The 26772-nt window shown below is 57.2% G+C and carries 27 protein-coding genes and 1 pseudogene; 9 read left to right on the plus strand and 19 right to left on the minus strand.

Annotated elements, in window-relative coordinates; translation table 11 throughout:
- The 5 genes and pseudogenes from ABJF76_RS18680 to ABJF76_RS18700 form a co-directional block, all read right to left on the minus strand.
- Positions 1-826: pseudogene (locus tag ABJF76_RS18680) on the minus strand (M20/M25/M40 family metallo-hydrolase); the annotation flags it as partial.
- Positions 827-830: 4 nt separating this feature from the next.
- A complete protein-coding gene (locus ABJF76_RS18685) occupies positions 831-1226 on the minus strand; it encodes a rhodanese-like domain-containing protein (RefSeq protein WP_413820213.1) in 396 nt (131 codons plus the stop codon).
- Positions 1227-1478: 252 nt separating this feature from the next.
- Positions 1479-2954: a glycerol kinase GlpK gene (gene glpK, locus ABJF76_RS18690; RefSeq protein WP_413820214.1), complete on the minus strand. Its 1476-nt coding sequence runs from the start codon at positions 2952-2954 to the stop codon at positions 1479-1481.
- A 76-nt stretch (positions 2955-3030) separates the two neighbouring features.
- Positions 3031-3660 carry a LysE family translocator gene (locus ABJF76_RS18695; RefSeq protein WP_413820215.1) on the minus strand — a complete coding sequence of 210 codons (630 nt, stop codon included), beginning with the start codon at positions 3658-3660 and terminating at the stop codon, positions 3031-3033.
- Positions 3657-4199, minus strand: coding sequence for an isopentenyl-diphosphate Delta-isomerase (locus ABJF76_RS18700; RefSeq protein WP_413820216.1), 543 nt, complete (start codon positions 4197-4199; stop codon positions 3657-3659). The genes ABJF76_RS18695 and ABJF76_RS18700 overlap by 4 nt, the downstream gene beginning before the upstream one ends.
- A gap of 392 nt (positions 4200-4591) precedes the next feature.
- Here ABJF76_RS18700 and ABJF76_RS18705 point away from each other — a divergent pair, with 392 nt between their 5' ends.
- Entirely contained in the window at positions 4592-5044 is a 453-nt protein-coding gene (locus ABJF76_RS18705) for a c-type cytochrome (RefSeq protein WP_413820217.1), read from the plus strand.
- A gap of 369 nt (positions 5045-5413) precedes the next feature.
- Here the strand turns inward: ABJF76_RS18705 and lpxK are convergent, their stop codons facing one another.
- From lpxK to ABJF76_RS18735, 6 genes are all read right to left on the minus strand, one after another.
- Complete coding sequence (gene lpxK, locus ABJF76_RS18710) at positions 5414-6406, minus strand: tetraacyldisaccharide 4'-kinase (RefSeq protein WP_413820218.1); 993 nt, start codon at positions 6404-6406, stop codon at positions 5414-5416.
- Positions 6406-7626 carry a 3-deoxy-D-manno-octulosonic acid transferase gene (locus tag ABJF76_RS18715; RefSeq protein WP_413820219.1) on the minus strand — a complete coding sequence of 407 codons (1221 nt, stop codon included), beginning with the start codon at positions 7624-7626 and terminating at the stop codon, positions 6406-6408. Before ABJF76_RS18715 ends, lpxK begins: the two co-directional genes overlap by 1 nt.
- A gap of 8 nt (positions 7627-7634) precedes the next feature.
- Positions 7635-7877: a DUF4170 domain-containing protein gene (locus tag ABJF76_RS18720; RefSeq protein WP_413820220.1), complete on the minus strand. Its 243-nt coding sequence runs from the start codon at positions 7875-7877 to the stop codon at positions 7635-7637.
- A gap of 66 nt (positions 7878-7943) precedes the next feature.
- Positions 7944-8729, minus strand: coding sequence for a 3'(2'),5'-bisphosphate nucleotidase CysQ (locus ABJF76_RS18725; protein WP_413820221.1), 786 nt, complete (start codon positions 8727-8729; stop codon positions 7944-7946).
- A complete protein-coding gene (locus tag ABJF76_RS18730; RefSeq protein ID WP_413820222.1) occupies positions 8716-10065 on the minus strand; it encodes a TldD/PmbA family protein in 1350 nt (449 codons plus the stop codon). Before ABJF76_RS18730 ends, ABJF76_RS18725 begins: the two co-directional genes overlap by 14 nt.
- 158 nt (positions 10066-10223) lie before the next feature.
- Positions 10224-11756, minus strand: coding sequence for a DUF2125 domain-containing protein (locus tag ABJF76_RS18735; RefSeq protein ID WP_413820223.1), 1533 nt, complete (start codon positions 11754-11756; stop codon positions 10224-10226).
- A gap of 135 nt (positions 11757-11891) precedes the next feature.
- Between ABJF76_RS18735 and ABJF76_RS18740 the strand changes: the two genes are divergently transcribed.
- Both ABJF76_RS18740 and ABJF76_RS18745 read left to right on the plus strand, forming a co-directional pair.
- A complete protein-coding gene (locus tag ABJF76_RS18740; RefSeq protein ID WP_413820224.1) occupies positions 11892-12644 on the plus strand; it encodes an SDR family oxidoreductase in 753 nt (250 codons plus the stop codon).
- Positions 12641-13261, plus strand: coding sequence for an enoyl-CoA hydratase/isomerase family protein (locus ABJF76_RS18745; RefSeq protein ID WP_413820225.1), 621 nt, complete (start codon positions 12641-12643; stop codon positions 13259-13261). The genes ABJF76_RS18740 and ABJF76_RS18745 overlap by 4 nt, the downstream gene beginning before the upstream one ends.
- Positions 13262-13272: 11 nt before the next feature.
- Here the strand turns inward: ABJF76_RS18745 and ABJF76_RS18750 are convergent, their stop codons facing one another.
- Positions 13273-13566, minus strand: a complete 294-nt coding sequence (locus tag ABJF76_RS18750) for an HNH endonuclease (protein ID WP_413820226.1) — start codon at positions 13564-13566, stop codon at positions 13273-13275.
- A 32-nt stretch (positions 13567-13598) separates the two neighbouring features.
- On the opposite strand from ABJF76_RS18750, the gene ABJF76_RS18755 reads away from it, so the two are divergent.
- Both ABJF76_RS18755 and ABJF76_RS18760 read left to right on the plus strand, forming a co-directional pair.
- Entirely contained in the window at positions 13599-14975 is a 1377-nt protein-coding gene (locus ABJF76_RS18755; protein WP_413820227.1) for a mechanosensitive ion channel family protein, read from the plus strand.
- A complete protein-coding gene (locus ABJF76_RS18760) occupies positions 14972-16159 on the plus strand; it encodes a TIGR03862 family flavoprotein (protein WP_413820228.1) in 1188 nt (395 codons plus the stop codon). Before ABJF76_RS18755 ends, ABJF76_RS18760 begins: the two co-directional genes overlap by 4 nt.
- A gap of 15 nt (positions 16160-16174) precedes the next feature.
- On the opposite strand, the gene ABJF76_RS18765 is transcribed toward ABJF76_RS18760, so the two are convergent.
- Positions 16175-16768 (minus strand): glutathione S-transferase family protein, encoded by a 594-nt coding sequence (locus ABJF76_RS18765; protein ID WP_413820229.1) that lies wholly within the window; start codon positions 16766-16768, stop codon positions 16175-16177.
- Positions 16769-16903: 135 nt separating this feature from the next.
- Between ABJF76_RS18765 and ABJF76_RS18770 the strand changes: the two genes are divergently transcribed.
- Positions 16904-17335, plus strand: coding sequence for a GFA family protein (locus tag ABJF76_RS18770; protein WP_413820230.1), 432 nt, complete (start codon positions 16904-16906; stop codon positions 17333-17335).
- 97 nt (positions 17336-17432) lie between these two features.
- Here ABJF76_RS18770 and holA read toward each other — a convergent pair whose 3' ends face one another.
- The 4 genes from holA to ABJF76_RS18790 form a co-directional block, all read right to left on the minus strand.
- Entirely contained in the window at positions 17433-18434 is a 1002-nt protein-coding gene (holA, locus tag ABJF76_RS18775; protein ID WP_413820231.1) for a DNA polymerase III subunit delta, read from the minus strand.
- Positions 18431-18898 (minus strand): LPS assembly lipoprotein LptE, encoded by a 468-nt coding sequence (gene lptE / locus ABJF76_RS18780; RefSeq protein WP_413820232.1) that lies wholly within the window; start codon positions 18896-18898, stop codon positions 18431-18433. The genes holA and lptE overlap by 4 nt, the downstream gene beginning before the upstream one ends.
- A 4-nt stretch (positions 18899-18902) precedes the next feature.
- The gene (gene leuS, locus ABJF76_RS18785; RefSeq protein WP_413820233.1) at positions 18903-21455 is read right to left on the minus strand and encodes a leucine--tRNA ligase; all 2553 of its coding nucleotides are present in this window, start codon (positions 21453-21455) and stop codon (positions 18903-18905) included.
- A 106-nt stretch (positions 21456-21561) separates the two neighbouring features.
- The gene (locus ABJF76_RS18790) at positions 21562-22032 is read right to left on the minus strand and encodes a DUF3576 domain-containing protein (RefSeq protein WP_413820234.1); all 471 of its coding nucleotides are present in this window, start codon (positions 22030-22032) and stop codon (positions 21562-21564) included.
- Between the two features lie 291 nt (positions 22033-22323).
- On the opposite strand from ABJF76_RS18790, the gene ABJF76_RS18795 reads away from it, so the two are divergent.
- Both ABJF76_RS18795 and ABJF76_RS18800 read left to right on the plus strand, forming a co-directional pair.
- Positions 22324-23364, plus strand: coding sequence for a porin (locus ABJF76_RS18795; protein ID WP_413820235.1), 1041 nt, complete (start codon positions 22324-22326; stop codon positions 23362-23364).
- Positions 23365-23475: 111 nt separating this feature from the next.
- Positions 23476-24129 (plus strand): YggS family pyridoxal phosphate-dependent enzyme, encoded by a 654-nt coding sequence (locus ABJF76_RS18800; protein ID WP_413820236.1) that lies wholly within the window; start codon positions 23476-23478, stop codon positions 24127-24129.
- Between the two features lie 18 nt (positions 24130-24147).
- Here the strand turns inward: ABJF76_RS18800 and ABJF76_RS18805 are convergent, their stop codons facing one another.
- Entirely contained in the window at positions 24148-24645 is a 498-nt protein-coding gene (locus ABJF76_RS18805) for a L,D-transpeptidase family protein (RefSeq protein WP_413820483.1), read from the minus strand.
- 70 nt (positions 24646-24715) lie between these two features.
- A complete protein-coding gene (ribA, locus tag ABJF76_RS18810; RefSeq protein ID WP_413820237.1) occupies positions 24716-25804 on the minus strand; it encodes a GTP cyclohydrolase II in 1089 nt (362 codons plus the stop codon).
- A 160-nt stretch (positions 25805-25964) separates the two neighbouring features.
- Between ribA and ABJF76_RS18815 the strand changes: the two genes are divergently transcribed.
- The gene (locus tag ABJF76_RS18815) at positions 25965-26651 is read left to right on the plus strand and encodes a response regulator transcription factor (protein ID WP_413820238.1); all 687 of its coding nucleotides are present in this window, start codon (positions 25965-25967) and stop codon (positions 26649-26651) included.
- Positions 26652-26772: the final 121 nt, after the last annotated feature.

Genomic DNA, 26772 nt, shown 5'->3' on the forward strand with positions numbered 1-26772 from the left:
CTGGCTTATGCGCCAATTCCAACTCTCCGGACCAATAGGCGATGCAGTTGCGTAATTTGCTGATCCGACCGATGTGCTTTTGATCATACGACCCGGGCGAAGCAACATAGGTTGGCTCAATCCCAAGCACGTCGGAAATAACTGCGTGGATGGTCTCTACTACGGGTGCTGACTTGTCGGTCATCGACGGGAGAACCAGGTTCATTTCGCGCAGATCATCATCGAACCGATCGCGTGTCGCCTTGAGGTTATCAAGCAGGGCAACGACCTCGTTGCGCACATCTTTGACATCTTCTTCAACCAGAAAACGGCGGTCGATGACGATGCGGCAGCTATCGGGAACACAATGCGTTCGCAGGCCAGTGTAATCGTCGGCCTGTTCCGCGAGGTAAGCGACACCGCCGTATCCTCTCGATTTTTCATCCGCTGTGGCGCTTATTTCTGTGGCACCCGCAAAGTCAGGGTGTTCTTCGATAAGGGCTTCCGCCGCGATGAGTGACGCAGCAAGGTCCCCCTTCATGTAGCAGGATCCAGGACCGTAGATTTTACCGTCTTCGACCTCGGCACAAAATGGGTCGCGTGCCCATCCTGTATCAACCTCAACCACGTTGTGATGGCTGTTGAAATGCACGCAGCCGCCTGTATTTTTTCCCGGCGTGCCACAGGGGCGGGTCATCTGAGCTTCAAGGCCACGCGCTTTCAGCGCGTGCCTCTAAACCCGCACAGATGCCATAGTCGTGCCGCCCCGGTTGGGTCGGCGTGGGGATCGGATCAACTCTTGTGTCAGGGCACCGAGATTATCACGCCTTGACAGGTGCGGTCCGATAGACTCACAGGTCGCTCTTTTCCACAGGTCCGCCCTGAGTTTCCCACGTTGAAAACCCTTCGCGTAAATGTGCAGCATCAAATCCCATGTCCTGCAAGGTTGCGACGGTTAAGGCCGAACGCCAGCCCGACGCGCAGTGAAACAGATAGGTTTTATCGGCTTGGCCAAACACTTCTTTGAAATAAGGGCTGTCCGGGTCCACCCAGAATTCGATCATACCACGCGGAGCATGCACCGAGCCGGGGATGTAACCGCTGCGCTGCCGTTCGCGGATATCGCGGATGTCTACGATCACCACATCCGGGTCGTCCACCATGGCAATCGCGTCTTTTGTCTCGACCTCGCGGATACGGGCGCGGGCGGTCGAGACCATGTCGGCAGCGGTTGTCTTGAGGGGCATGAGGGTGTCTCCGTTCATTTCGCTGAACTGTGCCAGCACGGTTCGCGCGGGGCAAGATGCGCATATGAGATGGCCTTATGGATGGCGGTAAATGAACAGACTTCTTTTTTATGACTGTTAATTAGGAAGGTGGACCGCCTTTGGGCGCGCGCAACGCGGTCAGGCAATTCGCCACGCCCCATCGACGCCGTTGTTAAGATAGCCCGTCAAAAAAGTGAGCACTGGTAACGAACTCAACGTCAGGCGCTTTGGCTACAAAACGGTCTGCGTCGCGGCGATTGCACGTTGCCAGCGGGCATAGGCGGTGTCGCGGGTGGCAGGTTCCATAGCAGGGTCAAACCGGGCGGCGCGCGCCCATTTGGCGGCAAAACCGTCCATATCCGGGTAAACGCCTGCGCGCATGCCAGCCAGCCACGCAGCGCCCAGTGCGGTGGTTTCAACCCCCGCAGGTCGATCCACAGGTGCGCCCAGCATGTCAGACAGGAACTGCATGGCCCAATCATTGGCGCTAAGACCGCCATCGACGCGCAGCACTGCGTCACCCGCATCAGGCCAATCCGCGCGCATAGCGTCAAACAGGTCTCGTGTTTGAAACCCAATGCTTTCCAAGGCGGCACGTGCCATATCCGAAGGGTTGGTATCGCGTGTCAGCCCATAAACTGCGCCACGACAATCCGGGTTCCAATAGGGCGCGCCAAGACCTGTGAAGGCAGGCACAAGGGTCACATCCCCACGCCCATTTTTGGCCAGCGCCTCGGTTTCCGAGGCCGAGCCGATAATCCCCAACCCATCACGCAGCCATTGCACAACGGCACCGGCGATAAAGATCGACCCTTCGAGCGCGTAAGTCGGTTTGCCGTCCAGCTGATAGGCCACAGTTGTCAGCATCCGGTTTTTTGACGTGACCGGGGTGTCGCCTGTGTTCAGCAGCGCAAAACAGCCCGTACCATAAGTCGATTTCAACATGCCCGGCGCAAAGCAGGCCTGCCCGATCGTCGCGGCCTGCTGATCGCCTGCAACGCCGTAAATAGGGGTCTCTCCGCCCAACAGATCGGTCACGCCGAAATCCGAGGCGCAGTCGTGGACCTCGGGCAGCATCTGCATCGGGATATCAAGCATCGCGCACATTTCGGTGCTCCATGCGCCTTTGTGGATATCATAAAGCATCGTGCGCGCGGCGTTGGTGGCGTCTGTGACATGGGCACGCCCCTGCGTCATGTGCCAGATCAAGAAGCTGTCGACGGTGCCGAACAACAGCTTGCCTTCGGCGGCGCGCGCGCGGGCACCGTCATGCTGATCGAGAATCCATTTCACTTTGGTGGCCGAAAAATAGGGATCGATCAGCAAACCGGTGATCGCGGTCACAGTGTCTGCGTGCCCATCCGCGCGCAGCCCTTCGCAGATATGCGCGGTGCGTCGGTCTTGCCAGACAATGGCGTTGTGCAAGGGTTCGCCGGTTTCTGCATCCCAGATCACTGTCGTTTCGCGCTGGTTCGTGATGCCGATCGCTGCAATGTCACCCGCCGTCACACCGGTCTTTTCCATCACTGTTTTGCAGGTGGATTGCACCGTGGCCCACAGGTCGCCGGGCGTGTGTTCGACCCATCCGCTTTGAGGGAAATGCTGCGTGAATTCTTCTTGCGCGCTGGCGATGGGTTTCATGTCGCCATCAAACAGGATCGCGCGCGAGGACGTTGTGCCCTGATCGATTGCCAGAATATGCGGCATAAGAAGGATCCTTGATGTTGTGCCTTAGGTTACACACAGGTCTAGGCCATGAAGGGCACCGCTTCAATCACCACGATCAGCGCGTCGGAGCGACGTCCCTTAGGCCCAGCAGGACTGCGGCGCCAATCATCAACCCACCGCTGACGCGATTGATCAACGCAAAAGATGTACGTCCAAGTCGCGCAGCAACGCGGTTCCCCGCCCAGCCCCACGCCATTAACGTGATCCCATCTAGGGCAAGGTAAGTGGCCCCGAGAATTAGAAGTTGCGGCAAAACCGCGACCGTGGGGTCGATAAATTGCGGAAACAAAGCCGCAAAGAACACCACCGCGTAAGGGTTTGTCATCGACGTCACAAAACCCATGCGAAACAGGCGCGCTGGATGGGCCGAATGCGCTGCTTGGGCAGCCCCTTGCCCTTTGTTCGACAGAACGAGCCGCAAACCGATCCAAACGAGGTAGGCAACGCCAAACCATTTGATTAACCCAAATGCCTGCGAAGAGGTTGCGATGACAGTGGCCAACCCAAACGCGGCCGCTGTCATTTGGATTACATTCGCGCTTAGGTCGCCTGCGATCACCCAAAGGCTGCGCCGTAGCCCGTGTTTCATTGCGTTCGAGATGATCAGTAACTGGCTGGTGTCCGGCGGAGTGGCAAAGAAAACGGCCACGGCTGCCAGATACAGAAGGTAAATTTCGCTGTTCATTCGAATGCGGTCTTTGAAAGATTGGTGCCAAAAATCGTATCGGCATGATCCGCCAGATAGATTCGCAGCCACGGCGTGAAACGTTCGGGATGACGTTGCACCATGCTCATCAGGTCGGGAAATGCGACCCACTCGACGGCCATGACTTCTTCGGGGTTGGGAAGGGCCGTCAGGCCGTCAGGTGCGTGGCCTAGATAAACCTCGACCACCTCGTGTTCGATCAACCCGCCCCCCACATCGGCGCGATATTCAAGTTGATGGCGGTGTTCAAGGGACAGGCCTGTTAACCCGACCTCTTCTTGCAGTCGCCGGGTGGCACAGGCCATGGGTGGTTCATCCCAATCGGGGTGTGTGCAGCAGGTGTTCGCCCAAAGCCCGGGCGTATGATATTTGCCCATTGCGCGCTGTTGGATCAACACATCCTGCCCACGCAGGACAAACACCGACACTGCCTTGTGCTTGAGCCCGCGTTTGTGTGCCTCCAGCTTTTCGACAGGCGTTAATGTGCCATCAACCCAAGCGGGGATCATAATGCTCATATCTGGTTTGCTTTCACCAATCAGGTCGGATGGTCCATAATTCGCCAGCTGGTGCTTTGGGCGCGCCTTGACCAGCGTTTTATTGGTATAGACCTCGCGGGCCAGTTTTTGAACAGGGATATAGGCAATGCCGTCAAAACGAGGATCACCCTGTCATGGAATTCCGTGACCTTAACGCCACGGCTTGCGAAATATTGCGTTGGACGACATGTTCGCGTGACCCGCGAAACAGCCGGTCAAAGCCTCCATCTGTATATAGCGTAGTTCGGCAAACCGGACTGCAAATGCGTCTGCAAGTTAAGGTTCCGTTCACGATCAAGTCAAAGTTACTGTTGACTTGATCGTGAACTCGTTACGTTCTTAGCCAATAACCTATTTTGAAGGAGACCCCTATGTTCCGTACTCTAGCTGTCGTGGCTGCCACAACTCTGGCATTGCCTGCCGTCGCTGCTGATCTGACTGCAACAGGCGATGCGGCTGCTGGCGAAAAAGCGTTCCGCCAATGTGTGTCATGCCACGTTGTGGTAGATGACGAAGGCGAAAAACTGGCCGGCAAAAGTGGTAAATCTGGTCCCAACCTGTTTGGAATCATCGGCAACAAATTCGGTCAGATTGACGGTTTCCGTTATTCTGACATCAACCAAATCGCCGCAGCAGATGATTCTGTGATCGTGAACGAAGAAGTTTTCGTTGCCTACGTTCAGGACCCAACCGCATATTTGCGCGAAGCAACAGGTGACAAGGGACGCAGCAAAATGACGTTCAAAGTCCGCAAGGAAGAGGACGCGCTGAACCTTTACGCTTACCTCGCGTCGATCGCGACCAATCCTGACGCAGCCAACTAAACGCGCGTACAGAGATTAAGTTATGAAGCCGTCGCACGTGAAACTGCGGCGGTTTTTCTCGTTTCGTGCGCTACGGTTTTCGTTCAAGCTTTGTTAACTTCGAACCGTCAGGCAATGCAAAGGCATTGGCACACTTGTTGCGGGGTATGAGGATGGTCGGGGAATGACCCGCATTGGCGTTGAAACGGATGCCTCTGCCGATCAATTTCTATCTGGTCAGAGATTTCGACAATCTGGTGCGGATCGCTGACCTAGTCTTCAGCGAACCAATTTACGCCGTTCCGATTTTTGGGATGGCAGGCGTGGGAAATTTGATGGGCTGGTAGATACCTATCAGGCCACGCCATCATTGCGATGGGGCAGCGAAGCCTAGTGCTTTGGCAACGCTTTTAGGACCGCATCGAGTTCTGCACTGTCTTTGAATGCAAGCCGAACAGGCAACGTAATGACTTTGGACCGGAAGGCGGGGGGCAGGCGAACGGCGTCTTTTTCTGTTGTGACCAGTTGCGCACCGCGTGCTTTGGCTTCGGTTTCGAGCCGTGTCAGGAATGCAGAGGAAAGAGGCTGATGGTCTGCCAAGGCTTCGTCCCTTAGCAGGGTCGCGCCAAGGTCGCGTAGCGTGTCAAAGAACTTTTCAGGGCGCCCGATCCCAGCAAAGGCGATAAGCGGTGTGTTCGTCCAATCCATGCCGGTTTGCAACGCGGCGAGCTCGGCGCGGATGTGGGGCAGGCCAGCGGGCAAGGGCATGGTTTCAAACTGGGTTTGTACGCTGTCAGGTCCGATCGACAACAATAGATCTGCGCGCGCAAGGCCAATGTGCGCAGGTTCGCGCAACGGGCCTGCGGGCAAACACAAGCCGTTGCCAAACCCCGTATGTGCATCCACCACCACGATAGAAATGTCATGGACTAGCGATGGGTTTTGAAACCCGTCATCCAATACGATGACGCTTGCACCAGCCTGCATCGCGGCCTTTGCCCCTGCTGCGCGATCGCGTGCAACCCATGTGCGCGCAAAGGCTGACAGCAGCAATGGTTCGTCACCGACGTGCCCGGCGTTGTGCATGGCGGGGTCGACTTCGGTTGGGGCGGTCAATGTGCCTCCGTAACCGCGGCTTACGATGTGCGGGGTGTGAAACGCGTCACGCAACCTTTCGACCAACGCCATGACTGTCGGTGTTTTACCTGTGCCGCCAGCGTTGATGTTGCCCACACAGATCACTGGAACATCCAGTTTTTGGCGCTCGCCTTGCGCCAACCTTCGCGCTGTGGCTTGCGCATAAAGCGCGCCGATGGGGGACAGCAGGCGCGCACGCCAGTCAGCGGCCCCTTTGGGGGATGTCCAGAAATTAGGTGTGCGCATCAGGTCTTTCCGCGATCGCGAGTATCAAGCTGTGTCTGAACGAGGTCGATGATGCGATCAAGGCTATGTGCGCCTTGGGTCACGATATCCCACCCGGCCATCGCCATCTGAGCCGCCTGATCAGGCGCTATCATTTGGGTCACTGCACGCCCAAGCGTTTGTTTGTCGTTCACGATTCTGGCGGCGTGGGCGTTGGTTAATCGGGTAAAGTCGTCGGCCTTGTCGCCTACGTGTGGGCCATAAATGATCGCAGTGCCATGGGCGGCGGCCGTGTAAGGATCGCAGACCGCATGGTCAGGATGCAAAGATCCGCCCAGAAACGTCACAGGTGCGATGCGCAGCCAAAGGCCCAGTTCATCATCCGCGTCCGCGATCAAGACTTGGCAATTGTCGTCCGGCAACTGTCCAATTCCCCAATTGGCCGCGCGCAAGCCTGCCGCCTGCGCCAAGTCCAACAAATGCGCCCCATCCGCGACAGATGTCGCATGCAAAATCAGCAACAAGCGGTGCGAGGTTCGGACAGCCAGACGGTGCGCACCAAGGACGATGCGCCCCTCGTCGCGGGATGTTCGGGCGGCAAGCCAAGAAGGGCGTCCCGAAAGTGCAAGCATGACGTCATCAATGTCAGTGTCTGCCGCCGGAAGCATTTGCCCAAACGGGTGCAAGGGCGGCGACAGTTCAATACGCGACAATGGACGACCCAGCTGGGCCACGCGCAAATGTGCGTCGGCGTCTTGCGCGATAACGTGGTCAAAGCGGGCGATCAGTCGCTTGGGAACCTCGGGCAGCCAGCGGTCGCGCCGCCCATCAAAGCCATTGTGCGCCGCATCGATCAAAATCATGTAAGCGCCACTGTCTGCGGCTGCGAGGATCAGGTTAGGCCGCAACCCACCCCAGGCCCAGATCACGACATCGGGCTTCCAATGCTGCACGAAAGCCTTGGCCAGATTGGGGTGATCGCCGACGATGTTTTCGACATGCAGAAATGTTGATCCGCCTGTATCAAAGTCGCCTTGCGCCGCCGTCAGCACCACATGGGTGCCATGACGCATTTGAACCAGCCGCAAAGCCAAATCCAAAAGCGCGCGGTTGTTGCCGTCTTGAGCAGCATGCAACCAAACGACTTCCCCGGTCGGTCGGTCGCGCTTTGGTGTGTAATCCGGTGCCGTGCGCCTTGCCGAAAGGCTGCGGTACGCGGCCAGCCCGATGGAGCCGCGCATGGAAGGCCTTAACCCAGTTCTTCGGTTGGCGTGGCGGCGTTTTCTTCGTCCCGCAGGCGGTGCAAGTGTGCAATGAAATAGCGCATATGAGCATTATCGACAGTGCGCTGGGCTTCGCTTTTCCAAGCGTTGAAGGCGGTCGCATAATCGGGGAAAATGCCGACGACATGCAGCGCGTCCACATCTTTGAACACGTTTTTGGACGGGTCCACCAATTCGCCACCAAAGACAAGATGCAGGCGTTGGGTCATAGGATATTCCTTTGAAGGCAGGGGTTGAAGCCAATTAAGCGCAGTTTGCGCATCTGGCACGAGGGGTCAAGATGGCGCAGGCTCAAGACGGTCGACAAGGGCGTTTTGCACTGTGCGTCCACCTGCGACGACGCCGTTCAGCGTTGGGTGTGTGTTGTTAAAGCGCAAAGGCGCGCCGGTGCGGTCAGTTATGGTGCCGCCTGCTTCGGTGATAATCAGCGCCCCTGCTGCAATGTCCCATTCCCAGCTGGGGCGTAGGGTTAGCATCGCATCGAACTGCCCCGCCCCCACAAGCGCCAACCGGTAAGCCAACGAGGGTCGGTAATGGAGGTCGAACTGAGGCGGTACGCCTTTCCAGTTGGCTGCGTCCAGATTGGGGCGCGCTGCCAGCACTGTCGTGGTCGAGGAAAAGGCGTTATCGCACGCGCGCAGCGCTGTGCCGTTCAGCGCTGCACCGCCGCCGATGCTGGCCGTATAAAGCATATCGCGCATTGGCAGCAACACAGCGGCTGCGGTGATTTGCCCTTGATGGGCCACAGCGATTGAAATCGCCCACGTCTTGCCGCCCTCAACAAAACTGCGGGTGCCATCAATGGGGTCGATGATGAACACGGTGTCATGGGACAGGCGGGCGTCATCGTCTTCGGTTTCTTCTGACAACCAACCATAGCTTGGGCGCGCGGTGCGCAAGGTCGACAAAAGGACAGCGTTGACGGCAAGATCGGCCTCGGTCACGGGGCCAGCACCGTCGGGTTTATCCCAGCATTGCGCAGCCGGTCCGGTATAGCTGGTCGCGACCCGGCCCGCGATCCGCGCGGCGTCTATCAACAATGGCAGATCAGTTTCCGGCAAGGGTCATCCCCGGCACAAGCAGCGATGGAACCACACGCGACAAATGCGTGCGCGCGTCATTGGCGGGCACGATGTTGCGCAACATGTCCGCCAGGTTCCCTGCGATGGTGCATTCGTTCACCGTGTGGGTGATTTCTCCGTTTTCGATCCAAAGCCCTGCGGCGCCGCGCGAATAGTCGCCCGTATTCGGGTTGATGGTCGAACCGATCATCGATGTGACCAAAAGGCCGGTCCCCATGTCGCGGATCAGGTCCGCGCGGCTGGCAGTGCCTTGATCAAGGCTGACGTTCCAGCTCGACGGGCTTGGCGGCGAAGACGTGCCGCGCGCCGCGTTCCCGGTTGAGGCCATGCCAAGCTTACGCCCGGTCGCTAGATCAAGCGTCCAGCCTGTCAGTACGCCGTTTTCGACAATGGTGCGGGCCTGTGTTGGCAGGCCTTCTGCGTCAAAGGGACGGCTGCCGCTGGTGCGGGGGCGCAGCGGGTCTTCGATCAGGTTCAAGCCGTCGGGCAGCACGTGCTGACCAAGGCTGTCGCGCAACCAAGATGATCCGCGCGCAACGCTTGCGCCATTGACTGCCGCCAAAAGATGTCCAATCAAAGTTGCCGCGACGCGTTCGTCAAACAGCACGGGATATGCGCCCGTCGGCGGTTTGCGTGCGCCGATGCGTGCGACGGCGCGTTCACCGGCGGCGTGCCCAATGTCAGTGGCGCTGCGCAGATCAGCCTGGAAAATGCGGCTATCGCCGTCGTAATCTCGTTCCATATCCGCGCCGCTTCCGGCGATCGCCACGCAGCTTAGGCCACGGTCGCTGCGCCGATAGCCGCCGGAAAACCCGTTTGACCCTGCCAACCAAATGCTGCGCTCGCCATAAGCGGCAGAGGCTTGTTGTACCTGCTCTACACCTGAAACGGCATGTGCTGCGGCTTCGGCCTCAAGGGCCGAGGCCTCTAATTCGGCGGGGTTGGGTTCGGGCGTCGCGTCATACATCTGCAACGCGTCCATATCCCATGTGCGTGCCAGTTGGTCCGGGTCGGCAAGGCCTGCATGGGGGTCTTCGGGTGCTTCGTGGGCCATGGCGACGGCGCGTGTGGCCATTTCGCTGATGGTGCGGTCTGACACATCAGACGACGACACATTGGCCTGCTTCTGACCAACCATGACGCGCAGCCCCAGATCGATGCCTTCGGACCGTTCAGCATGTTCCAATGCACCTGCGCGCACATCCACAGAAACAGAGGTGCCTTGGATCGCAATTGAATCAGCCGCATCAGCACCAGCCGCCTTGGCGGCGTCGATCAGTCGGGCCGTCAGGTTGGAAAGATCAGATGGGGTCATAAAGAGGTGCCTCGCTCGGTTGGGTATGAGGTAGCGGCGCAGGCGTCGGGGTGCAAGGGCGCGCCAAGGCGCGCCGCCCTTTAAAGTGCCCCGCTTTTAACCGAAGTTCGGGGAACGCATCGGTTAAAAGCTTGGCTTGGCAGGATGTGATCGGGGTCTCAGCGGATGCGTTGACCGTTGGCAAGCACATGACCTTCGGGGTTTATTTCAATCCGCGAATCCAGCGTGTCTGGGGCGTCACCCGGCACGGCAAAAAGGCCCATCATCAGACGCGCGCCCATTGCTTGCTGTTCGGGAACCAGACCCATGGCGACCAGTTTGTCGAGCAACCCGTTGCCACCCACCAACGAAAGATCAAGCCCGCCCAAAGGACGTGGCACGCCATCAAAGGTAGTCAAGTCGCTGTTGTCAAAGGTGAAATCACCCGATCCTGTCAGTTTGGCCCCGGCCGCGTCGAGTTCCAGCTTGTTCAACGTCAGGGCGTTCAATTCACCGGGGGCAGCACCTGTTTGTTCCAGCACAAGCGCCTGCGTGGGGTCTAGGAAATCAAACAACACTTTGGCCTTGCCTGACAGATCAACAAGCAAAGATGCCGGATCGCGGGGTAGTTGGTTTGAAGGGTCAAACAAGCTCCAGATCACGTCCGACATGGTGAAATCGCCAAGCGATAGGTTGAATCCAAACCCTTGTTCTTCGGGCGCTTTTTGCAATGGCATCACAATTCCGGTGCCGACTTCGTTTGCGGAAAACGACAAAGGCAGGGGGAATTCTGTGACCAGCATGTTAAAGTCAACGTTGCGCTGCATGGCGTTGTAAAGCAGGCCGTCCGTGTCGATGGCTAAGTTAATTTCGCCACCTTCCGAGGCCGAATTGGCGGTGCCGCTGCCATCGGGACTGCTGAAAGAAAGGGAAAAATTACCCCCGACCGAGGCAAGGTTGGCTTGAAAGCCCAACCCATCATTCAGCATGGCATTCAGGTCATTTGGGTTCGAATCCGTTGGCAAATCTCCGGATCCTGAAACGGTGATGCCAGTAATTTCGCCCGCCAGTTTGACGTTGCCGTCGCCCTCAGGATCAGCAAAAGCCAAATCATAGCCGAGCGCGCCCAACGTCATCGCCTGTTCGATATTACGCAATTCGGCGACCGAGGTTTTCAATGTATAGGCGATGTCGGTCATGTTGACGCCGATGCGGGCCACGTCGGATGAAATAGGCGTGCCATTCACCGTGAGGTCAGCCAATTCCATGCTCAGTTTGGGCGATTTGTAGTCATAAGTCAGTGCATCCGGATCACCGGTGGCGGTCATGACCGGGTCGGTTTGCTCATAGGTGACGGTCGCCGCGAAAGTGTCGCCGTCGACTGTGGTTGTTTCGATATCGATGGATGTCAGGGCGGGCAGTTCCATCGCTACGGAACCGTCGCCTTGTTCAACGAAGCGCACGGTATCCATGGTGACTGCGACAGTGCCGTCGCCGACGTCTTTGCTTAAGTCGAATTCCAAGGTCATGTCATTGACCGTCAGCGTGTTGCCTTGCGTGATTTCAGAGGCCGTGACGTCATAGCCATTGGACTCCATATAAGATTTCCAATCTGCCCAGACGTCGGCTCCGCTTAGGTCGGCAAAGGCGGCCGTCGCAGTCATGCAAAGGGCAATGGCCGTGCTGCGAGCCAGTAGGGAAACGCGGGGCATATGATATTCCTTAAGGTCAAAAATCGCGTGCATCGTCCGGCAGAGAACAGGGCACGTCAAGGCGATAGACTGGACCTGCGGCTACCTGCGATTTACCACGGTGCAAAGTACAGATTTTAAGCAAAGGATCAGCGCATGCAAAATATGACAGGAAAAACGGTACTGATTACGGGCGCGAGCCGGGGCATCGGGGCCGACACCGCGCGCGCGTTTGCAAGCGCAGGTGCCAACGTTGCTTTGTTGGCGCGCAGTGCGCCGGCGATCGAAACCCTCGCACGAGAAATTGGCGCGCAAGCCATCGCGATTCCTTGCGATGTTAGTGATTACGGCGCGGTCGAAGGCGCGGTTCAACAGACCGTTGATACCTTTGGTACATTGGATGTGTTGATCGGAAACGCAGGTGTGATCGAACCGATCGCCCACCTGTCAGAAGCCGACCCCGGGGCATGGGGGCAGGTGATCGATATCAACCTCAAGGGCGTGTTTTACGGTATGCGGGCTGCCCTGCCAGTAATGTTGGCGGCAGGCAAAGGCACCATCCTGACGATCAGTTCTGGCGCGGCCCATGGCCCGGTTGAGGCGTGGTCGCATTACTGCGCCTCAAAGGCGGCAGCGGCGATGTTGACGGCCTGCGTCCACAAAGAAAATGGGGCGGCGGGAATCCGCGCAATGGGCTTAAGCCCCGGCACCGTCGCCACCCAAATGCAGCGCGAGATCAAGGCCAGCGGCATCAATCCGGTTAGTCAGCTTGAGTGGTCCGATCACATCCCCGCCGATTGGCCTGCGCGTGCGTTGTTGTGGATGTGTTCCAGCGATGCCGATTCCTATGTGGGGCAGGAATTGTCCTTGCGCGATCCTGATCTGCGAACGCGTTTGGGCCTGACATGATCGATGTCGCGGCGTTTGGGGGGATCAAGCAGATCACCCTGAACCGCCCCGACAAAGCCAACGCGCTGACGGAACAGATGTTGCGTGATTTGATCGCCGCTGTTGATGGCGCAAAGGATGCCGCGGCCGTCATTTTAACGGATGAGGGGCGCGTATTTAGTGCCGGTGCTGATCTGGATGCGGCGCGTGCGGGCCTTGCGGTTTCACCCCTATGGGAGGAATTATCGAGCGCCATCGCCGCCTTGCCTGGCCTCTGTATCGCGGCTTTGAACGGTACGGTCGCAGGTGGCGCCACGGGGATGGCGCTGGCCTGTGACCTGCGTATCGCAGTGCCGGAGGCCAAGTTTTTCTATCCAGTGATGAAGCACGGCTTTTTGCCGCAACCCAGTGACCCTGTGCGCATGACCGCGCTGATTGGTCCCGCGCGGACCAAGTGGATGCTGTTGGCGGGCCAAAAAGCTACGTCGGAACAGGCGCTTTCCTTTGGCCTTATTGATGAGGTTCTGCCACAGGACGATTTGATGGCACGGGCGCATGAGTTGTGCGCGGATTGCATCGCGGCAGATGAAGCGACGGCGCATGCGATCAAGCGGCTTTGCCCGAACCAAAGGCGCTAAGCCAAAGGCCCTTATCGTTTGCGCCGGTTGCGCGGTACTTTTGATGCAAAGGACGCTGGGCGCTTGGCGACCCACGCTGCAAATTTGGCAAGCTGGGGATGGCTGCGCAATTGCTCGGCTGTGTTAAAGTTGCGCGCCAATTCGGCTTCGGTCAGGGCAGCGTGGACTTCGCGGTGGCAAATATGATGCATCAACACAGTTGGACCACCCTTGCCGCCTTTCAGCTTTGGGATAAGGTGATGTACGCTTTGCGGTGCATCCGGCGGGATTGGGCGCAGACATAAAGGGCATAACGGGTCAGACATGGGCGTCGTCTCTTGCACAAGGGGCGCTGTGCATGACAATTGGCCCGGATAGGACACGAGGCAAGGGGCGCGACGTGGAATTTGATCTAGAAAGCCAACCCGAGATTGTTCAAACAATCGCAGGCTACGCCTTACAAGGGTGGGAACTGGCGCTGACGTGGCTGTTAAGCCCGGCGGCATGGTCGCAATTTGGATTGCTGATCGTTGCCTATGTGGCGGCGGTGCTGATCAATCGTCGTCTTCAACCGTTATTGGCGCGCCTGCTGGATCCGGGTGAAAATGACAACATCATCGCCAAAGCGCGGCGGTTTGTGGCGCAATTCTTGCCTTTGATGTTACCGCTGTTGGCCTATGCGCTGACAGGCATCGGCGAAGGTGTTGTGCGGTCGATCTTTGACAGCGGTGCGGTGATTGCCTTTGGCAAGCGCGTGTTCTTGTTCCTCGCTGTGCGGGCGCTGGTGCGTGATATTGTTAATGATCCGTTCCTGAAGCTGCTGGGGCGTTACGTTCTGGTTCCGTTGGCAGCCCTTTACACGCTGAACCTGTTGGGGCTGGCCGCGACACAGCTTGAGGCCACAGTTGTGCCGCTGGGCAATCTGTCGTTCAACCTGTTGTGGCTGTTGCAATTTGTTGTCGTCGGCGGTGTGATTTTCTGGCTTGGGCAGTGGTCCAACAGCCAGTCCAGTAGTTTCATCCAAAAGCAGGAAGAAATGCGCCCGTCCCTGCGCCAACTGGTTGCCAAACTGATCGAGTTCACGATTTTCGCCGTCGCGTTCCTTGTGCTGATGAACATCATGGGCATTAACCTGTCGGCCCTTGCGGTCCTTGGGGGTGCCATCGGTGTTGGTCTTGGGTTTGGCCTGCAAAAGATCGCGTCGAACTTTATCTCGGGTGTGATCCTGCTGGTCGAAGGGCAAGCCACCGTTGGTGACTATGTTGAACTCGATGGCGGCGAGGCGGGCACGATCGTCAAAATGACCGCGCGTGCTGCGATCCTTGAAACCTACGATGGACGCTGGATTGTTGTTCCAAACGAAGATTTCATCACCACCCGTGTGGTCAATTATTCCGATTCCGGTTCCGCCAATCGGTATGAAGCGCCGTTTTCCGTCAGCTATGACACTGACATCAACACAGTCCCTGCCATCATCGAAGCCGCAGTGGCCAAACACCCCGAGGTGTTAGACGCGCCCTATCCGCCGGATTGCGAATTGCGCGGTTTTGGTGAAAGCGGTATCGATTTTGCCGTCGAGTTTTGGGTCAACGGCATCGATGATGGACCTAACAAATATACGTCCGATGTGCTGTTCTTGATCTGGAATGCACTGCGCGACAACAACATCACCATCCCCTATCCGCACCGCACCATCGAGGTGTCGGGCGAGCTGCGCACGACCTCTGCCTCATGAGCCAGGTTGCAGTTATTGGTGGCGGTCCGGCAGGGTTGGCCGCAGCCGAAATGATGGCGCAGGCGGGGCTTTCTGTCACCGTTTATGACGCCAAACCGTCCTTGGGGCGCAAGTTTCTGATGGCGGGCAAGTCGGGGTTGAACCTGACCAACGCAGACGCAATGCCGGATGTTTTGGCGGCCTATAGCGATGCGGCACCTTGGCTTGCACCTATCATTGAGGGTTTTGACAATCAGGCGATTGTCGACTGGGCGACGGGGCTGGGGCAGGACATGTTCGTGGGCACCACGCACCGTGTTTTCCCACGCGCGATGAAGGCCTCGCCCCTTTTGCGCGCATGGTTGGCGCGGCTGGAAGGGCTTGGGGTGGAACGCCGCACGCGCTGGCGCTGGACCGGGTGGGACGGTGACGCACTGTCCTTTGACACAGCCGACGGGCCGCAAGCCGTGACGTGCGATGCCGTCGTTCTAGGTCTTGGTGGTGCCAGTTGGGCGCGGCTGGGGTCGGACGGGGCTTGGGGTAAGACATTATCGGAGGCTGGTGTCGATTTGGCCGCCTTTGCACCTGCGAACGCGGGGCTATCGGTGGCGTGGTCTGAACATATGTTCCGTCTTTTGGGGCAACCGCTGAAAGGTGTGGCTTGGAAGGCAGGCGATTATCGTTCGCGTGGCGAGGCGGTTCTATCCAAACGTGGACTTGAGGGCGGGGGAATTTATTCGGTGTCGCGTGGCGTGCGTGAGGGGGCGGCATTGTATGTCGATCTATTGCCTGACCTAAGCGTGGATGAGGTGGCCAAACGGTTGGCGCGCCCCCGTGGTAAGATGAGTTTTGCCAATCATTTGCGCAAAAGCCTGAAGTTGGATCCATTGCGCCTTGCCTTGGCGCAGGAATGGGGGCGGCCTTGGCCTGACGATGCGGTCGCAATTGCGCGACGCTTGAAAAAGCTGGCGGTGCGCCATGATGGCCTGCGCCCTATGGACGAGGCGATCTCGACCGCGGGGGGCGTGTCGGCAGCGGCGCTGGATGCGCAATTGATGCTGCGCGCACGTCCCGGTGTATTTTGCGCGGGCGAAATGTTGGATTGGGAAGCGCCGACGGGTGGTTATCTTTTGACGGCTTGTCTTGCGACAGGGCGGCACGCCGGGCGCGGTGTTGTGGATTGGTTGGCGCGCGAGGCGGGGTAAAACCCCGCCTTACGATCACTGATCTTGCGCGGCGCGAAATTGAGGGCGTGCGCGCAGCCGATTGGCATAGGCTTTGAGCGGATCGGGCAGGGCTGGAAATTCGGCCCCGAAGGCCCATCCGAAACAGTGTACCGCGAGCAGGTCTGGCACCGTGATTTGATCGCCCATGATAAAATCCCCGCCTGCGGCTTCAAGCATCCCTGCAAATGTTTCCGCGTTGCGGCTGAATTCCTTGTGTAAGGTTGGTTTCAGACCATCGACACGCAGGTTTTCTGGCAGAACGAAGCTGTGCTTTGCGTTGATCCAAAGCGGTGCTTCGATTTCGTCAATAAGCCAAAGAGTTACAGCGTCTTGGCGCGCGCGCGCCAACGTTCCAGCTGGAGCTGTCAACGCGCCGTGCTTGTCCGCGAGATAGGTCATGATTGCGACGCTGTCGGTTAACACGTCTTGACCATCCTGAAGCGCAGGTATTTTCCCAAGTGGGTTGTATGCGCGGGCTTCGTCAGAACGGGGGGCGGCCTCGATCAGTTCGTAGCTTTGGTCGAGTTCTTCGAGCATCCACAACACACGAAGGGCGCGGCTTTTGACGGTTCCGATGACGCGGTACATGGCGTTTCCTATCCTTTGGGGTTGGATGCAGGATTGCAGTCTAAAGGTCTGTGCGCAACTGCATTGCTGACACTTTTTGTCAGGGCTGTCTGCAATGTAGAGGCGTTATCAGTGTTTGAAAAAAGGAACTTGTCGATGTCGCATACCGGATCATGCATGTGTGGGGCGGTGACCTTCACCACAACCACGCCGCCGACCCAAGCGAACCTGTGTCATTGCAGCATGTGTCGCAAATGGTCGGGCGGCGTGTTTATGGGAATGGTCGTAAAGCCAGACGAACTGGTGCTGAACGGCGAAGAGCATTTGACGATTTACACGTCGTCGCCTTGGGCCGAGCGTGCCTTTTGCAGCACGTGTGGCAGCAGCGTGTTTTATCGTGTCACGGCGGAAGGGCCGATGCAGGGGCAATATCATATTGGCATGGGCAGTTTGGATAATGCGGATGGCATCGAAATTGAGGCGGAGTACTTTATTGATCTCAAACCTAAAGCCTACAGTTTTGCCGAGTCGAGTCGCCAAGTTTATACTGAGGCACAAGTGATGGAATTGTTTTCAGGCGCAGGGTAATCCGAAGGACACTGGCGTGACGACATTGGTTAGGGGGCTTTGCCCCCGCCCTTGCGGACTCCCCCAACATTTTGGGGAACAATGAAGCACGTTAGAATTAGCGTCTTGCAAGCATCGCCAGTCGGATAAACGTGCGTTCAACCAGTGCTAGCGCCGGGGCATGTTGACCAGCGGAGCGCAGTTTTAGGTCTGTGTCTGTCAGTTCTGTGAGAGCTTGTTCTAGTTTTGCGGCCCCCCAAGCGCGAGCTTGTGCGATCATTTTGTCGCGGTTGGGCCCCCAGATTTGCGGTCTGCCGGTGGTGTCCAAAGCGGCGCGGTGCAACGTGCGAAAATGGCGCAAAGCCATGATGCACAAGGTGACTGCGTTCACGCCTTGGGCGGACAGGCGTTGCATGACCGGGCCGATTTCGCCTGTGTTACCGTCGGCCACGACAATGAGTACGTCATCTACTGCGGCCTCGATCGTGGCGGGGGCGCAGGCGGCGATGTCTTCCGCGCTGAGCGGTTCGGGGTCGTTCAGTTTATACAGGCCCACTTTGGTCAGGGTTTGGCGGAAATCACCCGGTTCCAAATCACGGGCAAGATCGCTGAGTAGGTTCATCGCCTCTTGTGGCGGTTGATTGATCCCGGCGGCTTTGAGGTCGCGTTCGATTTCATCCCGTGTGGGCGGGTTGTCGTAGATGGCGGCGGCGTAGGCTTTGGTGTGGCTTTCGAACGCTTTGCGCAGCTTCGAGGTCGTTTTTAGGTCACCTGCCGTAACAACGATTTGTGCGTCGCCCGGCGCCCAAGCGGCAAGGCCTTCGAGCAAGATTTTAGCCATCGTTTCATTGGCATCCTCGACCAATGCAACACGCGGTCCTGGAAAGAAGCCGATGGCCTTGATCGCGTCCAACAGCATCGCCGGAGTTTTGCGCAAATCGGCGCTTGCCATCCGGGTTAGCCGCATTTCCTCGTCCCCATTGGGGCCGATCAACGCGGCAACGGCTTGCTGGCGTTTCAATGCGATTCGCATCGCGTCTTTGCCAAAGATTAAAACGCCTGCTGCATCAGGGTCGGGTTTGGCAAAATAGCTGCCGACCTGCCCTGCGGTCAGTTTCACAGCGCGCTTGCCTGTAGGCGCAGTACGATCTGATCCGCCAGAATGGACATCAGCCGTTCTTGCGCATCGCGGCGTGCCGCAAGCGTCGCAACAGTGGTGCCTGTGGCGGAATAGCCGACGAAATTTTCGATGTTGTCGGCGCGTATAACCGTGCCGGACCCCGTTTCGCTGAGCGTAAACGCCGCAGTCCCGATAAGGTGAAAGCGGCGAATGTCGCCTTCGGGGTCGATGGCGCGGGCCTCTTCAGCGACGTTCAAATCTACGGCAAGGCGAAACGCAGGATCATTTCCGCGTCCTAGCCGTTCTTCGAGCCGTTGCACCAGCTGAAACCCAAGCCGGTCGTCGGGTTCATCCACAAGCACACGGTTTTGTAACGTGCTGCCTGCGCCATTCGGCCCATGGACCGGCTGAAAGCCGCAGGATGCGAGCAGTAAGGTCAGAAGCAGCGCGCCGATGCGGGCCATAGGATTATACCACCACGTTGATGATGCGCCCGGGGACAACGATCACCTTTTTCGGGGTTCCGCCATTCAGGGCCTTTTGCACAGCATCGGTCGCCAGCGCCAGTTTTTCAACCTCTGCCTTGTCCATGTCGGCAGGTACGGTTAATTCGCCACGTCGTTTGCCGTTGATTTGGATGGGCAAAGTGGCGGTATCGGACACCAACATTTTGTCGTTAGCTTTGGGCCAAGGGGCTGTGGTGACCAATCCTTGGCCGCCATGTTGTGCCCAGATGTCTTCGGACAGGTGCGGTGTCATGGGGGCCATCAGTTGGGCCAGTGTCATGATCGCTTCGTGCTGTGCCGCTTGTCCCGCCTTGGATTTGTGCAGGGTGGCGGTAAAGCCATAAAGCTTTGCAATCGCTGCATTAAACCCAAAGGATTCGACGCCAAGGGTCACATCATGAATGGCCTTGTGCATGGCGCGCAGCAGGTCATCATCGCCTGTGCCAGTCGCGCCTTCGTCCATTGCCGCGATGCGTTCGCTGATGCTGTGCACGCGGTTAAGGTGTTTGAATGTGGCTTCGGCACCAGACGCCGTCCATTCAACATCGCGTTCGGGAGGAGAGTCGCTGAGTACAAACCAGCGTGCGGTATCGGCCCCGTAGGATGCAATGATACCCAGCGGGTCCACGACGTTTTTCTTGGACTTCGACATTTTGGCGGAAGGAATGATTTCGACCGCGGTGCCATCAGCCAGTTTGCCGTCTTTGATGTCTTCGGGCAGGTGATAGACGGGGCGATTGTTGTCATCGCGAGTCTGGTAAATCTCATGTGTCACCATGCCCTGCGTGAACAAGGCGTCGAACGGTTCGATTGCACCAGCAGGTAAGTGCCCTGTGATCTGCATCGCACGTGCAAAGAAGCGTGAATACAGCAGGTGAAGAATCGCATGTTCAATCCCGCCGATGTACTGATCGACGTTCATCCAATAGGCGGCGTCCTCGGCCACTGTCGGTGTATCAGCGCGCGGGGCAGTGAACCGGGCGAAATACCATGACGAATCGACAAAGGTATCCATCGTGTCAGTTTCACGCTTGGCCGCTTTGCCACAAGACGGGCAGGGCACATCGCGCCACGTCGGGTGGCGATCTAGCGGGTTGCCCGGGATGTTGAAGTCAATCGGCGTGCCGTCTTCGTCAAAGGGCAGCTCGATGGGCAGGTTTTCTTTCTTTTCGGGCACCACGCCGCAGTCGTCGCAATGCACAACAGGGATCGGGCAGCCCCAATAGCGTTGGCGTGACAGGCCCCAATCGCGCAGGCGGTACTGTATTTGACCTTTGCCAAGCTCGTTGGCCTCGAAATAGTCGATCGTGGCGTCGATGGCCTCTTGGCTGGTGACGTCTGAGACGCCTGCAAAGTGGTCTATGAACACGACCTTTTCGGTCTTTGCCGGCACAAGGGCCTCGCCACCGACTTCGACCTCTTCGCCAGGCATATAGAATGCGTTTTGAACGGGCAGATCGTATTTGCGGGCAAAATCCAGATCGCGTTGATCGTGGGCGGGGCAACCAAACACAGCGCCTGTGCCGTAATCCATCAGAACAAAGTTGCCGATCCAAACAGGCAATTCCTGATCTGCATAGACCGGGTGCTTGACACGCAGGCCAGTGTCCACGCCCTTTTTCTCGGCCTTTTCCATGGCGGCTTCGGTTGTGTCCATCTTGCGGCATTCGGCGATAAAGGCCGCAAGGTCGGGGTTGTCGGCCTCAAGCGCCTTGGCGACAGGGTGGTCGGGCGACACGGCAATAAAGGATGCGCCGCGCATGGTATCGGGGCGGGTGGAATAGCAGTGGATTGTGCCTGCGCCATCGGTGCGCACAAAGGGAATGTCGATGCCGCGAGATTCGCCGATCCAGTTTTCCTGCATCAGGCGGACCTTGGCAGGCCAGTTTTCCAAACCATCAAGGGCGGATTTTAATTCACCGGCCATATCGCTGATCTTAAAGAACCACTGCGTTAGTTCACGCTTTTCAACTTCGGCCCCTGAACGCCAGCCTTTGCCGTCAATCACCTGCTCGTTGGCAAGCACGGTCATATCGACAGGATCCCAATTCACCTGCGCGTTCTTGCGATAGACGAGGCCCGCCGCAAGCATATCCAAAAACAGCGCCTGCTGTTGGCCGTAATATTCAGGATCACAGGTGGCAAATTCGCGGGACCAGTCAATAGACAGGCCCAAAGGCTTCATCTGGCCACGCATGTCAGCGATATTGTCGTAGGTCCATGTTTTGGGGTGACCGCCGATGGCCATAGCAGCATTTTCGGCCGGCATGCCGAATGCGTCCCATCCCATCGGGTGCAATACGTTATGTCCCGTCGACATCTTATAACGCGCGATCACATCACCCATGGTGTAGTTGCGCACGTGTCCCATGTGGATGCGCCCAGATGGGTAGGGGAACATTTCCAACACATAATACTTGGGTTTGTCGCCGGACCGCTTGGCGTGGAATACGTCTTCTTTGTCCCAAGCGGCCTGCCAGCGGGCTTCGATGTCGGATGGTGAATAGGTGGCCATGGGCAATTGATCCTGGTGTTTGGACATGAAAACGCCGGGCACGTGGCCCGGCGCATGTCATAATCTGGAATGCTGCGGCCTGAAAGGGCCAAGGCGACAATGGCTATTAAAGACGGTTGTCAGCCACACGCAGCTGACGTGCACGCGTTAGAATAGCATCCTCAATGGCGCGAACCGTGGCGGCACCCGCAGCACCATTGCGGGTTTGCAGCGCAACATTCAGTGAACGGGCATCAAGCGACGGATCCTGTATAAGTACAGTGGCGCGATATGCACGCCCGCCACCCGGGGGGGTGCCAAAGCCTGTCACGATGACGCCGGTAAACGGATCAACGGATTGGATGGGTAAGAAATCCAACACCTGCAACGACGCGGCCCAAATGTAGCGGTTCACTTGCACAATCTGCTCTTGATTGCGCCGCGCCCGCAGTGCTTCGCCAAGAGTGGTGCGAGTCTGTGTGTCGTTCAGAAAGCGGTCATTCGCCCGTTCCTCTGGGTCTGAAGGGGTCACCTTAAGTAAATTGCTACCGCAGGCTGCGAGTGCCAGCAAAAGGGGCGCAATAAGTACTATACGCATTTTTTTCATTCTTCTTGCCTTGGATAAGTCCAGCCTGCTGGGCGTTAATACTGAACTTGCCCAGACGCCGCAAGCGTAACCAAAATCCGCGTGAAAATAGTGTGCATATAGATAGTCGCCTTTGGCAAAGCCGTGCCGACGCCCACTGTGGCAAAGCTGCACCATATTTTCGAGTAATTCCGGCGGGATTGTCCGCGTTCTTGAGTAGCCATCCGAGATGTAAGAGATAGACACCATCCCCTCGCCGGATTCCCCGGCTAGGGCATGTGAAAAAAAACCGAGGGAAAATTCATGAAAAAGGTTCTCATTGCGACCACCGCTCTGGTTGGCTCCGCAGGCATGGCCGCAGCTGAAATCAGCTTTGCAGGCGCTGCACGTTTTGGTCTGACATACGTAGAAGACCGTACAGATGATGCTGGCTTGGACGCTGAAACTGTTATCGAACAGCGCTTGCGCTTCACAGTTACAGGCCAAGCAACTTCCGACAACGGCCTGGAATTCGAAGCACGTATCCGTGCCGAATCTGGCGAATCTTCGGACAACTCCATCGGCGGTAACGACGGCGGCTTTGGTGCAGCTGGTTTTGCTGTGTCCACAGGCGGCCTGCGCTTGGACGTTGGTAACGTTTCCGACGTTCTCGACTCTGGCGATACGCTGAACTTGTTCGGCTTCGGCGTTGGCTTCACATCGTTCATCGAGCAAAACTCGAACTCTGTTGGCATCCCATCGAACGGTTTCGGTGCCGGCGACGCGGATCAGACAAACATCAAACTGCGTTACAACGTGGGTGATTTCACCATCTCTGCATCGTTCTCGAACAACACAAGCGTGATCACAACTCTAGTTGAGCCTGATCCCAATGACGCTTCTGTTGTTGCCGTCAATGGCGAAGCCAACGACATTGACGAATACCAAATCGGTGTTGGTTACTCGTTCGGCGACTACCGTATTGGTGCTGCTTTTGGTAGCGAAGACGGGGATACTGTTACTCGGGACGCCGCAACAGGTGCTGTAACGTCTGTTGAAGCGGTCGACAACGACTTCTGGGCTATCGGCTTTGACGGTTCAGTTGGCGCAGTAGACTTCGCGGCTGTCATCACAGACTCCGATGACGCAGACGACGCAACGTTTGGCTTCTCGCTGGACTATGACGTAAGCGCCGTGACTTCGATCCGCTTCGCGGCATCGACCGGTGGTGATGATGATAGCGATACATCCTACGGTATCGGCGCGACACACAGCCTTGGTGGCGGTGTTACTCTGGCCGGCGGTATTGGCTCGAACTCTTCCGGCAACACAGTTGCTGACTTGGGTGTAACTTTCGGCTTCTAAGCTGAATAACATCTGATGAATTTGGGGCGGGCCTTATGGTCCGCCCCTTTTCTTTTACCCAATCCCTATGCCAAGTGTCGCTTTCGATGTTTATGAAAGCAGGTGCCGCCCATGTCCTTGACTGAGATCACTCAACAAATTGCTTCGGCCGAAGCCAATGCCGGTCGTGCCCTTGGATCGGTCAAGTTGATTGCGGTTAGCAAAGTGCAACCTAATGAGCGTGTCGACACCGTCCTTGCAGAAGGTCACCGCCTTTTCGGGGAAAATCGTGTGCAAGAAGCGGCAGACAAATGGCCGACTTTCCGTGACACCTATGGCAAGGTCGATGTGCACTTGATTGGGCCGCTGCAAACCAACAAAGCCCGTCAGGCAATGGAACTGTGCCAAGCCATTCATGCCCTTGATCGCCCGAAATTGGCAAACACCATTGCCCGTCTCGCCCAAGAGATGGGGCACTGCCCTGACTTGTTTATCCAAGTGAATACAGGCGAAGAACCGCAAAAGGCGGGCATACTTCCTGCAGAAACCGATACATTTGTCGCCGAATGCCGGGCGCTAGACCTGCCCATTACTGGGCTCATGTGCATACCACCCGCAAACGAAGAACCTTCGCTGCATTTTGCGCTTCTGAGGAAACTGGCGAATCGTAATGGCCTGAATGATCTGTCCATGGGGATGAGCAGCGATTTCGCCTCCGCGATCGCCCTCGGGGCGACCCATGTGCGGGTAGGGTCAGCCATCTTTGGTGAGCGGGTGACAGGCTGACGCCGCAGCACACGGGCATTAACCGCTCACAATCAACCGTGTTGAGCGCTGAATTCTTGGGGCAATCCATGCCAAATCATCAGGGCGCAACCCAATGCACCCTTCGGTCGGGAACCCGGGCCGCCGCCAACGATGCATAAAGATTGCCGATCCACGGCCCAACACCGCGTTGGGCCAGTTCCAATCGGTCAAAATGACCAGATCATAAAGAGGATCAGCACGGCGCAACACTTCGTGGCTGAACGGATATGGGGCACGGACCATCGTGTTGTAATCATCCGATGTTGAATCATCTGACCACAGATCACGGGGTAAAATCGGCATCGCCCAATCCGTCGGCGGCGCAATCCGATCCGGTCGATAAAGCATCCCAACGATGCTATGAACACCGGTCGGTGTTGCTCCGTCCCCTTCGCGTTTATCGGCAGAAATACCGCCGCGACCAACGGTGCAAGGAAACATGCGCCCCATAAACCGCAGACCCATTGGATGCACCACCATATCCGCCGACGATATCTTCATCTTGCTAAATAAACTCTGGGGGAGCCCGCAGGGCGGGGGCAAAGCCCCCCTAATGGTTCAGATTTCACAGTAAATGCCCCGACTTTGCGGCCTTCGTCGCTAGATAATCGCGGTTAAAGTGGTTCTCTCCGACCTTTAACTCAACACGTTCAAGCACTGCGATCCCGCTTGCCTCCATCATGGCAACCTTGGCCGGGTTGTTTGTCAGTAAGCGCACGGCTCCAAACCCAAGCGATTTAAGAATGTCGGAACCCAGCCGAAAATCTCGTTCGTCATCCTCAAACCCCAATCGGTGATTGGCTTCCACAGTATCGAACCCCTGATCCTGCAAACTATAGGCACGCATCTTGTTGGCCAAACCAATGCCGCGCCCTTCTTGGTTCAAGTATAATAAAACACCCGCTCCTTCAGCGCCCATCTGTGCCAATGCACCGCGCAATTGCGGACCACAATCGCACTTGAGAGACCCCATAAGGTCGCCTGTGAAACAGGCTGAATGCAACCGAGTAAGAACCGGTGCCGCAGGGTTCGGTCGACCAATGACGATGGCGTAATGTTCCTCGCGGCCATCTTCGGGCCGGAAAACATGCAACCGCCCAGCCTCGGATACTTCTAAAGGCAGATGCGCCGAAACCACAGGGTGCAAGAGGCTGCGCAAATCCAGCAATGGGTTGGCGTGATTCAAAGCGACGGCCGTCAGGCCATTCTGCTCAGCAACGGCGGCACCATCCTCCACTTCCACACAAATCGTAGCTGGCAAAAGCCGGGCTGACTTGCACAAAGCAAGTGCGGCGCGATGTGCACCAGCGTCTCCACCACGTACCGAATTCAAAGGTCCTTTCATCGGTGCGGCTAGATCGTCGGCAGGATCAGCCACCGCCTGAACCCATCCCAATGCAGAACTGTCTGGCAGCGCAATGCGCGCGATGTCGCCATCATACGCCCGCGCTTTTAAGGTTTCGGCGCGCCGCGCGGTCAATGCAAGAACCGGCGTGGCCCCAAGGCCGCGAATGGCGGCCAAACGTTCGGGTGACAAAGTTTCGATCGCCGCCGCTACAACGGTGGTTTTACCGATTAGGACAATAGGCACTCCCATCCGCAGGTCGCTGCGTGCCCGTGCGAGTGTTTCAACGATGTCCGGGGCCAGGCCCATGTTACAAGATCCTCACTGCTTTCCGCCTGACATACGCAAAACGCTACGTAATTGAAACAATTCCCGTGCTCCTCACACATGGGCGTGAGGAAAAATTTTGAAAACTTGCTCATGCCAAGAATGACTTGCATCTATACTAGACAGAAAATGGAGTAGACCCATGGCACAGCTTAAGAAAATTCTGCTGGTAGATGATGACGAAGACTTGCGCGAAGCTCTCAGCGAGCAACTGATTATGACCGAAGACTTCGATGTGTTCGAAGCCGGGAATGGCGGTGACGCACTCGTCAAAGCCAAGGAAGCGATTTATGATCTTGTGATCTTGGATGTGGGCTTGCCTGACACCGACGGGCGCGAACTATGCCGTGTGATGCGTAAGCAAGGCGTGAAATCCCCGATTCTGATGTTGACGGGCCACGACACGGACGCAGACACTATCCTTGGGCTAGATGCAGGCGCGAATGACTACGTCAGTAAGCCCTTCAAATTCCCTGTTCTTTTGGCCCGTATCCGCGCGCAATTGCGTCAACACGAGCAGTCCGAGGACGCCGTCTTTACCCTTGGGCCATATACGTTCAAGCCCAGCGTCAAGATGTTGATCACCGAAGAAGACAAGAAAATCCGCCTGACCGAAAAAGAAACAAACATCCTCAAGTTTCTTTATCGCTCGACCGAAGGCGTTGTGCCGCGCGATGTGCTGTTGCACGAGGTCTGGGGCTATAACGCGGGTGTGACCACGCACACGCTGGAAACACATATCTATCGTTTGCGTCAGAAAATCGAACCTGATCCTTCGAACGCACGTTTGTTGGTGACTGAATCCGGCGGATATCGGCTGGTTTCATAAGTTTTTTCGCGGCTGGGGTTGGTTAAATTCTAACCGCACATAAGTTAGTCATACACCCGCGCATGTCGGGGTCGCGCAGCGGCAAAACATGCACCTCCCTGTTGGACTTGCCCGGGCTTCG

The sequence above is a fragment of the Tateyamaria sp. genome (assembly GCF_039940735.1).
GTDB lineage: Bacteria > Pseudomonadota > Alphaproteobacteria > Rhodobacterales > Rhodobacteraceae > Tateyamaria.

What these genes read in the sequence shown, in the direction of transcription:
- ABJF76_RS18685 (WP_413820213.1), bottom strand. Translation starts at nt 1,226, where the DNA reads ATGCCCCTCAAGACAACCGCTGCCGACATGGTCTCGACCGCCCGCGCC.
- glpK (WP_413820214.1), bottom strand. Translation starts at nt 2,954, where the DNA reads ATGCCGCATATTCTGGCAATCGATCAGGGCACAACGTCCTCGCGCGCG.
- ABJF76_RS18695 (WP_413820215.1), bottom strand. Translation starts at nt 3,660, where the DNA reads ATGAACAGCGAAATTTACCTTCTGTATCTGGCAGCCGTGGCCGTTTTC.
- ABJF76_RS18700 (WP_413820216.1), bottom strand. Translation starts at nt 4,199, where the DNA reads ATGAGCATTATGATCCCCGCTTGGGTTGATGGCACATTAACGCCTGTC.
- ABJF76_RS18705 (WP_413820217.1), top strand. Translation starts at nt 4,592, where the DNA reads ATGTTCCGTACTCTAGCTGTCGTGGCTGCCACAACTCTGGCATTGCCT.
- lpxK (WP_413820218.1), bottom strand. Translation starts at nt 6,406, where the DNA reads ATGCGCACACCTAATTTCTGGACATCCCCCAAAGGGGCCGCTGACTGG.
- ABJF76_RS18715 (WP_413820219.1), bottom strand. Translation starts at nt 7,626, where the DNA reads ATGCGCGGCTCCATCGGGCTGGCCGCGTACCGCAGCCTTTCGGCAAGG.
- ABJF76_RS18720 (WP_413820220.1), bottom strand. Translation starts at nt 7,877, where the DNA reads ATGACCCAACGCCTGCATCTTGTCTTTGGTGGCGAATTGGTGGACCCG.
- ABJF76_RS18730 (WP_413820222.1), bottom strand. Translation starts at nt 10,065, where the DNA reads ATGACCCCATCTGATCTTTCCAACCTGACGGCCCGACTGATCGACGCC.
- ABJF76_RS18735 (WP_413820223.1), bottom strand. Translation starts at nt 11,756, where the DNA reads ATGCCCCGCGTTTCCCTACTGGCTCGCAGCACGGCCATTGCCCTTTGC.
- ABJF76_RS18740 (WP_413820224.1), top strand. Translation starts at nt 11,892, where the DNA reads ATGCAAAATATGACAGGAAAAACGGTACTGATTACGGGCGCGAGCCGG.
- ABJF76_RS18745 (WP_413820225.1), top strand. Translation starts at nt 12,641, where the DNA reads ATGATCGATGTCGCGGCGTTTGGGGGGATCAAGCAGATCACCCTGAAC.
- ABJF76_RS18750 (WP_413820226.1), bottom strand. Translation starts at nt 13,566, where the DNA reads ATGTCTGACCCGTTATGCCCTTTATGTCTGCGCCCAATCCCGCCGGAT.
- ABJF76_RS18755 (WP_413820227.1), top strand. Translation starts at nt 13,599, where the DNA reads ATGACAATTGGCCCGGATAGGACACGAGGCAAGGGGCGCGACGTGGAA.
- ABJF76_RS18760 (WP_413820228.1), top strand. Translation starts at nt 14,972, where the DNA reads ATGAGCCAGGTTGCAGTTATTGGTGGCGGTCCGGCAGGGTTGGCCGCA.
- ABJF76_RS18765 (WP_413820229.1), bottom strand. Translation starts at nt 16,768, where the DNA reads ATGTACCGCGTCATCGGAACCGTCAAAAGCCGCGCCCTTCGTGTGTTG.
- ABJF76_RS18770 (WP_413820230.1), top strand. Translation starts at nt 16,904, where the DNA reads ATGTCGCATACCGGATCATGCATGTGTGGGGCGGTGACCTTCACCACA.
- lptE (WP_413820232.1), bottom strand. Translation starts at nt 18,898, where the DNA reads ATGGCCCGCATCGGCGCGCTGCTTCTGACCTTACTGCTCGCATCCTGC.
- leuS (WP_413820233.1), bottom strand. Translation starts at nt 21,455, where the DNA reads ATGGCCACCTATTCACCATCCGACATCGAAGCCCGCTGGCAGGCCGCT.
- ABJF76_RS18790 (WP_413820234.1), bottom strand. Translation starts at nt 22,032, where the DNA reads ATGCGTATAGTACTTATTGCGCCCCTTTTGCTGGCACTCGCAGCCTGC.
- ABJF76_RS18795 (WP_413820235.1), top strand. Translation starts at nt 22,324, where the DNA reads ATGAAAAAGGTTCTCATTGCGACCACCGCTCTGGTTGGCTCCGCAGGC.
- ABJF76_RS18800 (WP_413820236.1), top strand. Translation starts at nt 23,476, where the DNA reads ATGTCCTTGACTGAGATCACTCAACAAATTGCTTCGGCCGAAGCCAAT.
- ribA (WP_413820237.1), bottom strand. Translation starts at nt 25,804, where the DNA reads ATGGGCCTGGCCCCGGACATCGTTGAAACACTCGCACGGGCACGCAGC.
- ABJF76_RS18815 (WP_413820238.1), top strand. Translation starts at nt 25,965, where the DNA reads ATGGCACAGCTTAAGAAAATTCTGCTGGTAGATGATGACGAAGACTTG.